We start from the raw sequence: 15,789 nt of genomic DNA, 5'->3' as shown, positions 1-15,789 counted from the left end.
ACAAGGAGGCAAGTCAACCATTCGCATTCGGCCAGTCTACACCGCCCGGTACCCTTACTCCATCGACCGCACCATCGCGGCCACCCCCGAAGTGGGCGCAAAGTAGACGCGCTCGGGTGGCCACGCGTGGGTAGTGCAAACCGGTCGACCCGACAGCTACAGATTATGTCGTCGTTGACGCTCGGGCCGTCATGCCCGGGATAAAGCGATGCGCGCGCAATTGAGGCAAAGCGGGATGCAGACGCGTGCACCGTCAGGACGGCAAGCCCGACTGGATGCCTGCGCGCCATGCAACCTGCCGAAGTGGCGGAGGGAGTCAAGACGCCAACCGTCGTGCGGGCGTCGGTTTATTACGCAGATCCGACCACCCCAACCCACGCATGACATTTGTCGGCGAGGCGGAAACATTCGAACGGGTTACACGATCGTCCACGCTCGATTCAATCGAGCCAACCAGTCGGACTGGTTGCATCGCGACATTCGGACAGAACCTGCCGGGCAATCGGTACAAGCTGATACGCTTCACACCGTGCTCCTCGCAATGCGGTTTTTGTTAAGGCCATGTCACTCATCCCTAGCTGTCAGGTTGACGACCATCGTCAACGGGATAACGCCCCGTTCGCGTCAGCCCCATCGCAAGGGCCTCCACACCACTACGGACGGCTTCCCCTCGTTGCGGCATCGGAGTTTTTCGTCATGGTGTTTGTCCTTTGTCATTTTCCAGCCATCAGGTCCGTAAGTCGGAGCGGTCCGCAACTAACGCTACTCTTACTTGAACAGCAGCGCTTTGATATCACACAGACTGAACCGAAACCTGAAGCATAGGACATCGCGCAACTGATGACCGCCGCTGGGAAGCGAAGACCGTGGGTCACGGCGATCTCGCATCCTAAGCACGCGATCGTACTCGGTCAATTCAGCAATGTCACAGTGACTCTCTGACTGCTCAGAGCCCAACTGATAGATTAGGTTTCGTTCTCATTCTCCTTCGCGAATACGGGTGGATACTTCTGCGATTGTCATTTCACCAATGTGACGCGAAAGCGGATGAAAGAACATTTCATCAAAGAGCTCTTCCGATTCTTTGAAAGCTCGTGCTGGATTCTCCTCAACGAAAGCGTAGGCTTCTTCGTGAGCAAGGTCGAGAAGTTTATGAATCTGTCTTTTATGCATCGTGAACAGCATATCAACTAAAAATAAAGGCGCACACTGATTAAATGGCTGCATTTCTGCATTCTAATACGTGCGAGCATTGCCACCAGCCGCTTCGCTCGTAGTTTGAGCGCCCCGTTTCTTCGGTACGTATATGAGCAATTTCTGTATGGTTTGCAACGCAGTTCACCGCCGAAGCGACGCAGCAGCGTGGCCTCGCGGGTCAGCGGCAAGCCCGATGGCGCATGCGGGACCTTGCAAAGGTTGCAGAACGGACAAGCGTGTCTAACCGGCTCGCGCTGCGCCATAGGCACATGCTCGGGGGGTCAAGCCCACCTGTTCTCTTGTCCCGGTTTGCGAATCTACTCCGTACCAGCACTACAGCAGTAGGCGAGGAGGAATACATGGTTTCCGGTGTCGGTCCTGACGATTGAGCGGATATCCGCGTTGAGCTTCGCCATCGCCGCAGACACGTAGTCGGGGGCCGGCAGCTTGTCGGTATTGAAGTCGTGGACAACCACGGCAACGGCGTTGTTGTCCTTCGTCATTGGGTGAGCGAGAACTCGATCTTCTTCCGCGAACCTCTGTTCCCGCGTCGCTACTGCACCAACCCGTCCGCTGCAGTATCCATGAGTACCTGACATCACATGAATCGTATTACCATCACCGCTCAGCCCCGCAGCGATCGTGTTGAGAGCGGCCGCGACGTCGTCCACGCAACACAGATCATGGAATCCCCAAATTTGCACGGCGTCGGGAGTACCGCTGGTAATGTTTACAAGTATTGCCACGATGTTCTCCAAGGTTTCGAAAGGGCCCATTTGACAATCAACCAACAATGACGGCCAAAGTGAGATGTCACTGCCCCGCCATTTCGCGCACAGCGATTACACAAGAGCCGGGAAAGTGAGAGGCCAGTTCAAAAAGCTTGCTCTGCGCGACTTAACGCTTTCCAGTCGTCAAAAAAGCAACGGAATTTCTAGTGCTTCATGAGTGCCAGCGGGACGCTTGAAGCGGAGGACGACGGGCGACGGCACCTCATAAACGAGTTCGCCGCACCGCAATCTTTAGAAGTTAGGCCGACGATACATATAGCCCGCGTCCGACCGACGGCCATTCTCCGAAAGGCTGTCAAACGCGAAGTCACCTGGACGAGCATGCACCTCAGATCAACGAGTTTTGCTGCTTAGGCCGTTTCGTACCTGTGCCGTGATCAGTACAGCAACAATCATGCTCGTCACCGGTTAAAAGCAACGCCCACTGACCCTCCGTCAAACGTTGCGCAGCGGTAAATCCCAGAAGGATTTCGCGAGACTGACAGGTGGCCGCGTACTCAGCAGGCGACCAGCGGCGCTCTTCCGGCTAGCACTGCGGCCAGCCCCATCCAAACATGCCCCTCTTGATTTTAGGCATAGAAACTCCTTATCAGGATAGCAGATGGCCATCGAACCCGCGGTTCATAGCACTGCTGCCACGATAACGAAACTAATGTCATGGTGCCGCCGCCCACCTCAACGCTGAACGCGCTCGAACGCTGCCACGTTTTAGCTATAGTACCGAAGGCTAGCAGACTATAGAACAAGTTGGCATTCAACATTTCTTATACTACTAGCCGCAAGTTCTTATCGACCGCTTTCAATGAGGCATAACCTTCGCGTGCGAGCCGATATCGGAATCCGATACAGATGGGGCCACGCAAACCGTGCCAGAGGACCACATTCCTGCGGCAATTCGTTGGGACAACGGCTGACAATCGTTCAACCGCGCATGCTCGATGACATTGCCAGACGGATGAGACGCTTGTGCGCCGTGAGCGTACCACTGACGAGCCATGGAGGCCTGGAGTGCAACAAAGCCGCCCGGGTGGAATAGCCGGGATCAGATCTAATCTATGACGGCGAGGCCGGGTTGCAGCTGCGCAAAGAATCGGAGCAGCGACTATCAACAAGTAGCAGTAGCTAGATTTTTGGCGACCGCGCGGACCACCACTTGACTGTTTGATTTGCGCGGCGCGCAAACCAGCCAGAGAGTTCTATCGCATCCAAAGTGATTCAGAATTCAATCGGGGCTGCGTTGTATCGCCCTTCCAGACATCACAACATCGCAGCGCTTGGCGTTTCCTTGGTAGCACAGGCAAGCTATTGACAATGCTTTCAAGATCAGGCCAGATGCCGATCGGCGCGACACCTGATATTCATTTAGCTTGAAAATGCGGAGCAGCACCGGCACATCAATTCACCTTGCACCTAACGCTACGTCAGGCTTTAGCGTTGACGTACGTACCGGAGACGCAATGCAGTTAAAGATCGGTGAACTGGCAAAAAGAGCGGGGCTGAGCGTTCGTGCTTTACATCACTACGACGCGATCGGCTTGCTGTCTCCGTCGCAACGCACTGAGGGGGGAGCACGCCTGTACGGGCGTGGCGACCTGATCCGGCTGCATCGTATCGAGGCACTGAAACGGTTCGGTTATTCGCTTCCCGATATCAAAGCCAGCCTTGACGACCAACCGGCCAGTGCGCCGATAAATATTCTTCATCGGCAGATCGCCGAACTGGACGCGCAGGCTTCGCGGGCGCAGCGGCTCAGTCGCCACCTGAGACGCCTCGCCAAGATGCTTGCCGCCGGCAGCGAAACGCCCGCGATTGATTGGCTCAACACCTTGGAGTTGATGAGTATGTATCAAAAGCACTTGAACGAAGACGAACTCGACACGCTGTTTGCAACGGGCCCGGACGCGCTTGCGCCGATGGATCCAATATGGGACGAGCTCATCGTTGAGGTTCATAGCGCCATGCGGGAAGGTCTGTCTAGTGAAAGCAGTGTTGCCCAAGAGTTGGCATGGCGCTGGGTTCGGCTCATGACCCGCATGACGAACAACGACCCGGCGCTCGCTTACAAGTTGATGAAGATTCAAACCGCGGAACCACGCGCACAGCAGATTGTCGGCATTACGGCGGAGATGCTGGTTTGGATAGACGAATCGTTTGCGCACGCGCGCTGCACACTTCTCGCCAAACACTTGAACCCGGCGCAAATGGACGAAGTTCGACGCCGCCAGCTTAACGAAAAGAACAGGCGCGAATGGCCAACGTTGGCGCTTGAGTTGCGGGCACACATGCAGGCCGGCGTCGCGGCCGACGCTGCGCCGGTACAGGCTCTCGTCGAGCGCTGGCAACAGCTTTTCCGTGAAGGCTTCTGTGGCGATGACGTGGTCTTGGAAGTGCATGTTCGAGAAGCCTTGAACCAAGAGCCGGACCTGCAACTTGGGGTGGGGCTCGACGAGGCATTGTTGGCCTATCTGCATAAGGCACACATCGTTGGGCACGATGTGACACCAACCGACGCCGGGCCCAAGCCTAGCGCCTTGATCGTGGCTAGGCAACGGGCGGCGCACCAACTACTGGATCGCCCGCTGGTGCTTGATGATCCGCTCGCATTGGCCGTGCTAGGCAAAGCCGAGGCACAGGACCTACGCAATGGCCTCGATCGGTTCCGCCACCCGATGTCGATGTGTAGGCGCAGCGCGCTGGTCGTACGCAGTAGGCTAGCGGACGACATTTGGACCGAGGCCGCCGAGTGGGGGGGTGCGACAATACGTCGTGCTTGGGGCAGGACTCGACACCACCGCCTACCGGCAGCACGACACGCCCGGGAGCATCTTCGAGGTTGACCTGCCGGCCACACAGGAATGGAAACGAGCGCACCTGAATGAGGCGGGCATCCGCTTGCCGCAATCGTTGCGGTTCGTACCGGTCGACTTCGAGCGCATCAGCCTTGCCGAGGGCTTGACGCGTGCCGGATTCGATCCACTCGCACCGGCCTTCTTCAGCTGGCTCGGAGTAACCATGTACCTCGACGAGGCTGCGGTCGTTGATACTTTGCGGTTCATCGCGCGCTGCGCCAGAGGCAGCGCCGTGCTGCTGGAATACGCATTGCCAGTGTCCAGCTTGCCGCCGATGATGCGTGTCTTCGTCGAACAGTTGATGGCGCAATTCGCCGAGGGCGGCGAGCCGTGGAAAAGCGCGTTCGATCCGGCTGAGTTGGCTCAAATGCTGGTTACACTGGGCTTCAGCAGTTCCCACACTTGGACTATAGACCAGTTGAACCACAGGTACTTTGCGAACCGCTCAGACGGACTGCAAATCGGAACAACACCGTCACGTCTAACTCTAGCCACGGTCTAATCGTCAGACTATGCCTCGCAATTACTTGTTTATCCGCCCCAGTCCGCGCAATGGTCAGCGCTACAAGCGGCAAGGGCATCCCACAATCGCAAGGCTATACGAGTAGCAATGCGCCAGCGCAGCGATGCCACCGAGCCAAGTACGGGTCACCGCGTGCGCCGGGGAGCCGAGCAGGAAATCCTCGGGTGCGAGATGCACCAAGGATTCTAGGTTGTTTGCAGCCTCGGTACAGTCGTGTGCGACGAGAAACCCGGAGGCGAAGACGCATAGGAAGACATGATGACATCCACGCTTAACACCTTGATCCGCGCTGAACGCAATCAGCTGGCAATCGTTAAAGTATCTCCTGAGCATTTGTAGCTCACCGTCACGGCGAATATGCCAAGGCCCCGCATGGCCACGTATCGTCGGTAACCAGACCATCAATCTGGTCCGAAGCAATCCGCGAAGTCGCCACACTCCGCGCAGTTTGAAGACTTGCAGACAAGCAACGCCTCACGCTCGCACAGTTGCTTGTAGAGGAATTTCTTCCACTTCATACCGTGAACGTTTTTTTGCGCCAGCCGCGGAAACCAATAGCCCAACAGCACCGGCAATTCGCTACGCGAGCGAAGGCGCAGCTCCTGCCACAGGTGTTTGTGCCCCGCACAGGCGCAGGCGAGCGCATGCGAAACGCAATGGATTTCAATCGTTGTGCCTGCGAGCGGATCAGCATGTGCCTTCAACAGGTTTGCGAGGTCTCCGACCTCGTCGTCGCACGATCGCTGGCGCCACGCCGCAGGCGAGGCGGCCAGTTGCAAGAAAAGGGCGCTGTCGACGCCGGGAAACCAATGCGCGAGCAGCCAGTGGGTTTCATCCAGATTCAACCCGCGGATGGGCAGTGTGTGCACGCCGGCTTGGCCGAACGCCGCCGAGAGTACCCCAGCGAGGGCAAGAACCGTGGAATCGTTGCTGTCCACAGCGTGACGCATCAACGTCGTGTAGAAGTCCATCACCGTCCTTTGTGGCTCAGACCATGGCCACCGCGTGCGTGTAGCACTTTTTTGGGCATATCCTCGCGCATGCCGTGCAACCGATACACAACTCCCGGCGCGCAATAGTCATAACCTTCTTTTCGTACTCGTCGTCGTCATCCTCGCCTACCGGGGTAAGCTCGCCCCCCTCGTCTACACCGACGAGCTGCAGGACCCCACGAGAACACGACCGGAAGCATCGTCCGCAGCCGATACACTTCTCATCATCAAGGGCGGAGACAAAGGTAGGCGTCCACATCTCCCCGCTAGGTAGCTTTACGCAAAAAATCTCGCTCATCTCCGGCTCCCAAGCGCTTCGTCGAGAGCCGCTGCCGCGGCCTTGCGCGCGTCCATCAGCGCGGCGTGAGCCTCGTGGCAGAGCTGCGCAACCGTCAATATCTCTTCCCACCTAGTCGGAAGATCCTCCGAAAGGTCGTGGAGATCCATCTTGGCCTGAATGGCCCGTGTATTGAGTGTCTTCAGGCGCACCTTCAGTTCATTCGGGTCACTCATGCCCCCTCCCGTGGTAAAAGGACGCGCCTCAGTTGTCGCTGTCCGCAAAGTGGCGGTCTTGTCAACAGTGGCTTTAGCCATGAGATACCTCGTCATCCTCGGCCAAGTCGAATGAGCGCACATTTCTGGTTAGCGCCTTGCGCAACCACGGCGGTGGCGTACCTTTCAGGACATCCCTAAGCTTGATAAGGATGTCCTCAATTGGCTCCAGCTGTGGCACCTTGACTGGATGCACCTTCAGCGCTACGACGCGCGCCGCTCCTGAACCACCGATTGCGGCAACGTACAGGATCGCGCAACCGCGGATCGCGTCCAGCTTCGGTGCAAGCTTATCTTCGTCGCCGTCCTCCTCTAACTTGCCGCCAAAATCGAAGGCTTCCACGAACGCGTACCCCTCCGCCGTCACATCGAAGATAACAATGCTTTTCGCCCAGCCAAAGTGCGCGTCGACATGCAGTTTGTCCTGCGTAGCAAATGCGATTTTCATGCAATGGTTCCCTCATGATTTGCATGCAATGGTCGCGACGACCGGAATTCCTTACTCCGCGTTAGCGACTGGCGCAGCGAGGTCGAGCGACGACTGCGGCAGAGCCCAGTCGGCCGAGCGGTGGTGCGTAACTCGATCGATTAATAGATTCGCGAGTTCGAAGACGAGGTTCATCGTTCCGCGATAGCCGACCTGGCATCGATGGGCATTGCCGACCCGGTCGAATACGGGAAAGCCTATGCGCAACAGAGGCTTGCCGAGACGCGCGGCCATCTGCCGGCCGTGCGAATGCGTAATAAGCAGGTCGCAATCCCCCGCGCCTCGTTCCATGTCCTCAAGGTCACCGAGCACGACCTCGCTCGTCGGCAGTAGCGCATGCGACGCCGATGTAGTCGTGCTGACGCAGACTGGCAACTCGGCGCCGATTTCGTGCAACAGCGAACCGATTGCAAGCAGCAAATCCGGTTCTGCGCCCAAGGCCACCTTGATGCCACCTATGTAAAAATGGCTGTCGAGCATTGCATCCAGCAGTTGGCTGCGCTGCCTCTGGTATTTGATCGGGACCTCCCGGTCTGACAATCGCGCAAGGCGATGCAAGAGCCGGTCGTTCGGTTCGAGCCCTGTGAGCCGCTCAAAAATTTCGAATGGGATGCCTGCGATCGTCTCCAGTGCCTGCGCACCGTCGCGCGTTTGCTCGCCCACGCCGAAGGTGAATGTCGACGCACCTGCGGCGCGTATCTGGTCGAGAGAAGTCCCGCCCAGCGTGGTCCCGCGCCAGTCGGGAGCAATGTGGCCATCGAGCGAACCGGAGACGTCTGGCAATATGATCGGAACTAACCCGAATGCCTCAATGATCTCTCGCAACTCGTCGATATCGCTGGGTGACAGATGACTGCCGGGCAGCACGTTGACCTGTCGCTGCACGGTTGGCAGCGGCTTGACAAGCGCCTTCACGATTGCAACGATGGCGCGCCTGTAGCCGTCCTCGAATGCGCCAATGTAGTCTGGCGTCGATACGTACACGAGTTCGGTATTGCTCAACTCTGGCTTGCGTTTGCGCACCATCGCGAGATGACCGGCGACATCTTCCCCGTTGGCCTCAGTCAGCCCTGTCGAGCAAAGCACGATGATTTTCGGCGCCGCGCGCTTGCAGATGTTTAGTAGCGCCGTTTCGACGTTTTCAAATCCGCCCAGAATGGTAGTGACCTCATTCATTGCAGTGGTCTGCAACGGGATGGCCTCCTTGAAATGGCGCACCAACAGGACGAGGCCGAACGACGTGCAGCCCTGCGAACCGTGCATCACCGGCATGCACGCATCGAGTCCCATGGCGGCATAACTCGCGCCAAGCGGCTGGCTCATTTTTAGCGGGTTGACCGTACAGGCTTTCCCTAGTTCGACGACGTTTGCCATTGTGTCTGCACTCCGCTATGTTCAGGCCGCGACGCTGGGTCGAAGGCCCTTCGGGCAATCCCGCGCGCTTGCACGCGGCGACTGTTCTGTCATGCGCTCCGTGAACTCCATTCGCTCGCCACAGAGCCCTTCGCCTTTGTCGTCCCACGGAGCTGGAATGCGCACCTGCTGCCAGACCGGGTTGCTGATTGCGCGGTCGATCTCGTGCACCAGCTCGACGATTCCCTCATACCCGGCATATGGATGATGGCGTTCTTGATTGACATCAAGCCAAGGCACCCGCGCCTTTAGCGCGACAAACTGCGAGCGCCCGCCGGACAGCATGATGTCGGCCTGCGACTCGCGGAGCATGCCGTACATTTCGCTTGCCGTCATATTGTCGACTATGCGCGCGTCATCGCCCATGATCTCCTTGATCCTTTCCTTGTCTTTCTCGGTGCTTTTCTTCACACTGGTGCCAACGATCTCGAGCCCCACCTCTTGCAACGCCGCAAGAAGCGACCAGGATTTCACACCGCCTGTAATCAACAGCACGCGCTTTCCATCGAGGCGCGCCCGGTATGGCGCAATGCGCGCCCACGCGCGCTCCTCTTCTGCTTCAATCAAGCGATCGGCGCGTTTGATCAGATCGTCGGGCGCACCCCTTTGCACCAGCAGCTTGGCGACTTGGCGCAACGCATCGCTCACATCGCCGATTCCGTAGAAAGAGCCCTCAAAATAGGGAATGTCGTATTTCCGCTGCATCTTTGTGGCAATGTTAATCATCGACTTTGAGCACACCACCATATTTACCTTCGCGCGGTGAGCGCTCGCGATGTCACTGTAGCGAGCATCACCAGAGATGCAAGCCAAGATACGGATACCAAGCGCGTCGAAGAGCGGCTTCGTCTGCCACAACTCCCCCGAGAGGTTGTATTCGCCGATGATATTGATGTCGAACGGCGTTGTGTGAGCGGGCTCACGCGAGCCGATTACATGATCGAAAATCGCCTCCCCACCGAGTTTATTGCCGAAGTTTTTCGACCCGGCGAAACCGGGCGCGTTGACCGGTATCACAGGTTTGCCGAATTTCTTTGACGCTTGCTTACACACTGCCTCTATATTGTCACCGATCAGCGCGGTGACGCACGTCTGATAGACAAACACGGCAGGGGGATCATATTTTTGGATAATCTCGCGAATACTTCTGAACAGCCGTCTCTCGCCGCCATAAATTACATCGATCTCACTTAGATCAGTCGTGAACGCAGTCCGATAGAGCATCGACCCGGAGGATGCCGCGGGACGGTTATCCCACGAGTTGCCCTCGCACGCAATCGGCCCGTGCACAAGGTGCGCTACGTCAACCACGGGCTGAAGTGCAATCCGAGCTCCATCGAATGCACAACCGCCAGCAGTCGCTCCTGGCGGAAGTTGCTTGGCGCAGCCTTGTCTGCGCTCCGTCTCACTTTTCGCCCTATTCTTCGCGCAACCGGGTTCGTCGAAAATATCTGCAGTCCTAGCCTTGAACCACATTGGAGAATCCTGACAATATGAGGTCCACAACTAATCGCAAGTTCCATACCACGGCTCGAACCTGCAGGCATCCGCAGCGTGGGAGATCGGGCACTGTAGTAACAGCGTCAACTTAAACCAGTGCTTTGTCGGAGTTGAACGGATTGCGACACAACATACTTATCGACCTTCTTTCAGACCATGCGCGTGCTGTGTTCCACGCGCGCTTCGCTTTGCATACCGAGCAGACGAAATATCGGAGCCGTCCAGGGCGTGACCTCAAGCTTCGCTTTCTTAGAAGCGGCGTAGTTTGATTCCGTGCTTGCGCAGTGCATAGCCGATCTGCCGCGCCGTAATGCCGAGCAGGCGTGCCGCCTTTGCCTGCACCCAACCGCAGCGCTCCATGGCCCAGAGCAACCGCTCACGCTCGTCCTCAGGGATGTACTCACCAGAGCGCATGCCGAGACCGCGGGCATCGCGCTCCGGGGCGCCGAATTTCGCGGGAACGTTCAGCGCGTTACTGACTGTAACGTCCGACGAGCGTGCCGGACGTACTGCGTCTTCTCGCTCCACATGATGCAACACCTTCGTGAGGCACCGGTCGATCTCGCAGAGAAACGAAGAACGACCAATCGTGTCATGATGCGCCATTGTCGCAGTCCGCTCAATGCAGTTTTCGAGCTCGCGCACATTTCCGGGCCAGTAACAACTCGACAGCACGCGCAACGCTTCCTCGTTGAAATGCAGAGCGCGACCGTTCTCACGATTAAAGCGGTTAAGGAAGTATTGCGCCATCTCGGGGATGTCTTCCCGGCGCTCGCGCAGCGGCGGCAACACGATGCTCACCACGTTAATGCGGTAGTAAAGATCCGCTCGGAATTCGCCCTCTCTCACCATTTGTTCCAGACTGCGATTAGTTGCTACGATGAGCCTCACGTCAACTCTCACGGGCGTTGTCCCTCCTACCCGCTCGAACTCCCGCTCCTGCAGAACGCGCAGGAGTTTCGCTTGGAACGACGGCGATATATCACCTATCTCGTCGAGGAAAAGTGTTCCGCCGTGCGCCAATTCGAAGCGCCCCTTTCGCTGAGTTTGCGCGCCCGTGAACGCCCCCTTCTCGTGGCCAAACAGCTCGCTTTCCAGCAGTGTTTCCGTCAGCGCGGCACAATTCACCGAGACGAATGGCTGGTCCTTGCGCGGGGACAAACGATAGATTGCACGCGCGATCAACTCCTTGCCGGTGCCGCTCTCGCCGCGCAAGAGCACCGTCGTTCTCGCAGGTGCGACCTGATGGACCTGCGCGAATACGTGCTGCATCGACGCAGATCGGCCGATTGCCCAATCGACTTGATATATAGGAGGGGCCGCGTTCCGTCGGCGACTAATCTCCTCCTGCACGCTTTTGCGGTTCGGATTCGCCTCACGCTCAAGGAGAAGTGCCCTGCCCATTGGCGCAGCAACAACTTCCAAAAGTTGGAGATCGTCTGCGAAAACACGCTTCCCGTCCGGATTCTCACAAAGTGCTACGAGCACCCCGAGCGGCCGTCCTTCGTGCCGGATCGGTGTCCCAAGTAGAGCGACACGCTCGGCATTGGAAACACGAACAGCCCCCGTGCGGTCGTCGAACATTGGGTCACCATCCAACTCAGACACAACCACGGCGGACTCGCTTTCCTGTATCTGCCCTACGATCCCTTCACCGGAGGGAAAACGCATACCTTCTCGCCAGCCGTCTGACAGTCCCGTGCTACACAGGCCGCCAAGCTTTCCATCCGGCTGCTCGACGGCGATGAACGCGGACCGCCAGCCTCTCGCACGCGACAGAAACCACAGCGACCTCTTCAACGCGTGCTCCGCATTACGGGATGAGGCCAGCGCTTTTAGCACTTCGGCCACTACATCGAAATCGGGAGGGCTCTCGTTGATAAGAGAATGCGACATAGATTCGGGCTCCAGCGACAACTCGTCAACGCAGTGACGGAGACGGCTCGGCACAACGGCAGAGCCATAGTCGCGTTGTTGGCAGCCGAATTCGGGATGCCGCTGTGCTCAGGCATCGCCAAACTCGACAAAAATGACAAAATCGCAGCAATGGCGTCGGGAAGCTGCAAACAGAGGCAACGGGGCCCCTCCGTTCGCGGCTAGCATACTAACCAAAAAAGACGTAGGTTTCACGACAAATTCGGGTCAACGGCAACCCGCACCGTCAGTCGAGGTTCCTAGTCTCGGTCGAACGCTGCCAGCGTTGAAGGAAGGCAGAAGCGGTTTCGTTATATGAAATTCAAATCGTAAGTGCCATAGGCCTCAAATGGCAGTTCAGATTGCATTGCACCACGCAGACGCAACTCCGCGCGAGTCCTTCCAAAATGCTGTGAGAGCAGTTCAGCAGCTTGCTCGAGTGCATCCGCCCAGTTGTTCGTCGTTTCTTTTTTAGCGCGCGATCCAATGCAACGTTACACGCCTGCAACCGGTCGACACCTATGTCATTCCGCATCGAGGCCCGATGTTTCTCGATGACATAAGTCAAACGCCACTCAGTGGGCTCGTGAATTCCCAAAGCAACGCTGCCTGCCCGCGTCAGCGTCGGGGCTGCTCATCGAAAATACCCGGCAGCAACCGTTTTGACGCGCCGAAATATCATCTCTTCGACCCGACCACTGCGCGACGTCACCTAAACCTGACCACGCGTTGGCATCGCCGGCTGCTCTGCCGTGAACATTCCGTGCTCTGCCGAGCTCAGCTGCAGCGAGCGAAAGAGGAACCGTTGAAGTGCGGTAGCTGCGGATGTTCGGTCGTTCCAGTTCTCTTGAGTGAACAGACCGAATTCCGCCACTGGCGGCATCGGCAACCCGACAGCTTGCGGATCGATCGCGTGCATGGTGTCGCGGCGCACGTGCCAGTCGAGCAGCACTGCAATACCGAGTCCTGCCTCAACGGCCGACTGCACCGCCGACAGACTTGTGCTCGTACACGCAACACGCCACGCGATGCCGGCGTCGAGCAACGTCGCGAAAAAAATCTCCTGCCACCGGCATGCGCCGCCGAATGCAACAATCGGAAGCGGGCCCTCGCCAAGGTCCGTGTTCCGGGTACGTGCGGCCGCCCAGCGAAGCGGATGCCGCCATGTCACTATCGGCTCCGAGTGAATCAGCGCAGGGTCGCCGATCGCGAAATCTAGTGTGTTGCTTGCGAGCCGCTGCGATAACGCCGGGCTCGCATCGACAACAATCTCCAGCGCTACGTCCGGATAGAGAGCCGAGAACTGCCGCAATGCATGGCGAAGGTGGCTCATTGCGATGTCTTCCGGAATGCCGACCCTCACCGTGCCAGAAACGTCGCCCTCAGTCAGGGCGGAGCGAGCCGCGAGGCCAATGTCGAGGAGCTTGTGCGCATATGGCAGTAGCACGCTGCCCGCGGTGGTCGGCTTTACGCCGCGCGGTGAACGTTCGAGCAAGCGGTGGCCAACCTCATCTTCGAGCCGCCGAAGGGCCATGCTGACAGCAGCCTGTGTCCGATGGAGAGCCATCGCAGCATTGCTCACGGTGCCGGCTTCTACAACCGTCACGAACGTACGCAGCAGCGTGCTGTCGAGATCGCGAATCATCAATTTCCCTCATGCAGACATAAAGATTATCAGCTTATACCACGCATACCCCTGCGGTTAATATCCTACCGTCACGAGTCAGGGAACATGGATGCGAAAAAAGTTGCACGAGAAACACGCCGAATACGCATTGCGGGGAATACCCGAGTCGCTGGCGCAGCCGGCCCCTCGAGCTTCGCCGTGTACCTGATCGAACAGCCGCCACCGAACTGGCCAATGCTCCTTCCAGTGAAGGAGCAATACTGCAGAAAAGCACAGCTTGACGTTGTGGCCTCCAGTCATCTCGTGCCCACGTCATGGCGCTCCTCGATGAGGAGTTCTAGGCACGCCGGGCTATCTGAGCCCGGATACGACCACTTAACTGCTTAGCAAACAATAGGTTGAAGCATTGCGTTCAGCAGGTTGCACGAACCCTCTCTCGCTATGCTAGCCGAAAAAAATGCCCAAGAATGTTTGACAGTGCTGCCCTCTCATCGCACGACCGCCGCAGTCGCGGTTCGAGTCTAGAAGCTCTAGGAACTCCCGCGAGCCTGATGTACGCATCGAAGTTTCCCGCAGGAACGCGTCAAGGTGCCCGGCTGATCTCCTCGACGCGTTTATAGCAGCCCGGTTCGCTCGTTTCTTTGCCCTTTTTCAATTTCTAACCGGAGGTCACATGAGTACAGCCAACGATCGCACTTATTTTGAGCAAGTCGCTCAACAAGCTGTGGAACAGATGTTCGCAACTTCGCCCGAAACCGCAGCGTTCCACCGCGGCGACTGGATCGACAGTGAGTACTATCGCCGCCACCTCGTAGAAACTGTATTGCGAATCCGACTCAATAACGAGGTCGACGCGTTCGCACTCTACAAAATCGGCTCCAAGGACAACACGCTCGCACAGATCCTCGCGCAATACTTGGCAGAAGGATACGGGCATGAGGGGAAATTCCTCCACGACCTTAAGAAATTCGGCTTATCTGCCAATGACGTCGACCGGGTTGCCCCCCTCCACAGCACCGACAAACTGATCGGCTACCTCTATCTGAGCATTGGTCGCAACGGTCCGCTGCCGACGATGGTCTGGAACTGGCTGCTCGAATGGTACACCAATCGCTACAGCAAGAGCATTACAGAAGCCGCCGCGCGGGCGTTCGGCCACGATCACGTTAAAGGTTCGCTCGACCACATTCAGTACGCGGAATCGCACAAGCACTATGACATCATTTGGATTGCCCTTCAGCGGGCAATAGGCGGCTGGGGCAGCATTGAGAGCGCGGAAATGTATCTCCGCAACTTCGTCGGCCTGATCCACGAATATTTCGATGAGTTGCGTGTGACGACCGTGCCCCGGACGGAAAGCATAACCTCGCGGGAAGCAGCCACATGACCGCCGTCATCTTGGTTGCGCCAGCGTCATCCGGTACCGCAGTTTTCGCCGCCACAGCTCGTCAAGGTATCGCCGCCCTTGCATTTGCGCGTGCCGCGACCCTTCGACTGCGAGCGTCTGTTGCGTCCTTCGCGGTGGTGGGCGCTGCGCTCGGTGTCTTCCCATGCACAGGCGAGTCACCGTGGACAGTTCAGCGCTCGCAGAGATTGCCGGGCAGCAGCGTAATGGACACATATACCCACTGGTTAAACTAAACAAGTCGATCTTGTTGTCGAAACTGATGATACGCGGCCATATTTGCAATCCAAACCCACGCAGCTCCGGCAATGCGAACGTGGCGATGCGACGTGCCTGACAATCGTACGGTTCGTCAAATCCTTATCAGCGGACTTCGCCGGCGGCGCCGAAGTGGCGAGTGTGCGCCACAATCCGGTCTCAAAGGAGACGAAGCTCCCACGCCCACCCGTCCTCCACTATCGCGAGACTGACTGCTCTCTTAAACCCCTACCAGACATGTCCGGTTCACCGCCGCAGATCGCCCCGACGCCGGGCCCGGA

At 57.8% G+C, this 15,789-nt stretch carries 11 protein-coding genes and 1 pseudogene; 2 read left to right on the top strand and 10 right to left on the bottom strand.

The genetic code is table 11. From position 1 onward, the window contains the following. Positions 1–978: 978 nt before the first annotated feature. Entirely contained in the window at positions 979–1,227 is a 249-nt protein-coding gene (locus ACLFKU_RS31315; protein WP_410851691.1) for a hypothetical protein, read from the bottom strand. 287 nt (positions 1,228–1,514) lie between these two features. Continuing rightward, positions 1,515–1,943, bottom strand: a complete 429-nt coding sequence (locus ACLFKU_RS31310; protein WP_410851690.1) for a hypothetical protein — start codon at positions 1,941–1,943, stop codon at positions 1,515–1,517. Between the two features lie 1,502 nt (positions 1,944–3,445). Between ACLFKU_RS31310 and ACLFKU_RS31305 the strand changes: the two are divergent. Next, positions 3,446–5,339: pseudogene (locus ACLFKU_RS31305) on the top strand (SAM-dependent methyltransferase). Positions 5,340–5,761: 422 nt separating this feature from the next. Here the strand turns inward: ACLFKU_RS31305 and ACLFKU_RS31300 are convergent. From ACLFKU_RS31300 to ACLFKU_RS31265, 8 genes are all read right to left on the bottom strand, one after another. Then, positions 5,762–6,331, bottom strand: a complete 570-nt coding sequence (locus tag ACLFKU_RS31300) for a nitrogen fixation protein NifQ (RefSeq protein WP_018435008.1) — start codon at positions 6,329–6,331, stop codon at positions 5,762–5,764. 16 nt (positions 6,332–6,347) lie between these two features. After that, a complete protein-coding gene (gene fdxB / locus ACLFKU_RS31295; RefSeq protein WP_018435007.1) occupies positions 6,348–6,650 on the bottom strand; it encodes a ferredoxin III, nif-specific in 303 nt (100 codons plus the stop codon). Continuing rightward, positions 6,647–6,865, bottom strand: coding sequence for a CCE_0567 family metalloprotein (locus ACLFKU_RS31290; protein WP_410851689.1), 219 nt, complete (start codon positions 6,863–6,865; stop codon positions 6,647–6,649). The genes fdxB and ACLFKU_RS31290 overlap by 4 nt, the downstream gene beginning before the upstream one ends. A gap of 73 nt (positions 6,866–6,938) precedes the next feature. After that, the gene (gene nifX, locus ACLFKU_RS31285; protein ID WP_018435005.1) at positions 6,939–7,352 is read right to left on the bottom strand and encodes a nitrogen fixation protein NifX; all 414 of its coding nucleotides are present in this window, start codon (positions 7,350–7,352) and stop codon (positions 6,939–6,941) included. A gap of 51 nt (positions 7,353–7,403) precedes the next feature. Further along, positions 7,404–8,765: a nitrogenase iron-molybdenum cofactor biosynthesis protein NifN gene (nifN, locus tag ACLFKU_RS31280; protein WP_410851688.1), complete on the bottom strand. Its 1,362-nt coding sequence runs from the start codon at positions 8,763–8,765 to the stop codon at positions 7,404–7,406. 21 nt (positions 8,766–8,786) lie between these two features. Further along, entirely contained in the window at positions 8,787–10,280 is a 1,494-nt protein-coding gene (gene nifE, locus ACLFKU_RS31275) for a nitrogenase iron-molybdenum cofactor biosynthesis protein NifE (protein WP_410851687.1), read from the bottom strand. 273 nt (positions 10,281–10,553) lie between these two features. Then, positions 10,554–12,200, bottom strand: a complete 1,647-nt coding sequence (nifA, locus tag ACLFKU_RS31270) for a nif-specific transcriptional activator NifA (RefSeq protein ID WP_410851686.1) — start codon at positions 12,198–12,200, stop codon at positions 10,554–10,556. Positions 12,201–12,930: 730 nt separating this feature from the next. Continuing rightward, complete coding sequence (locus ACLFKU_RS31265; RefSeq protein ID WP_410851685.1) at positions 12,931–13,863, bottom strand: LysR family transcriptional regulator; 933 nt, start codon at positions 13,861–13,863, stop codon at positions 12,931–12,933. Positions 13,864–14,518: 655 nt separating this feature from the next. Here ACLFKU_RS31265 and ACLFKU_RS31260 point away from each other — a divergent pair. Then, on the top strand, positions 14,519–15,232 hold the full coding sequence (locus ACLFKU_RS31260; RefSeq protein ID WP_368587013.1) for a hypothetical protein: 714 nt from the start codon (positions 14,519–14,521) through the stop codon (positions 15,230–15,232). Positions 15,233–15,789: the final 557 nt, after the last annotated feature.

It is taken from the genome of Paraburkholderia sp. EG304 (genome assembly GCF_046543485.1).
In the GTDB taxonomy this organism is placed as follows: Bacteria; Pseudomonadota; Gammaproteobacteria; order Burkholderiales; family Burkholderiaceae; genus Paraburkholderia; species Paraburkholderia youngii.
The sequence above is the reverse complement of the archived record's forward strand: the minus strand, read 5'-3'. Positions and strand labels throughout refer to the sequence as shown.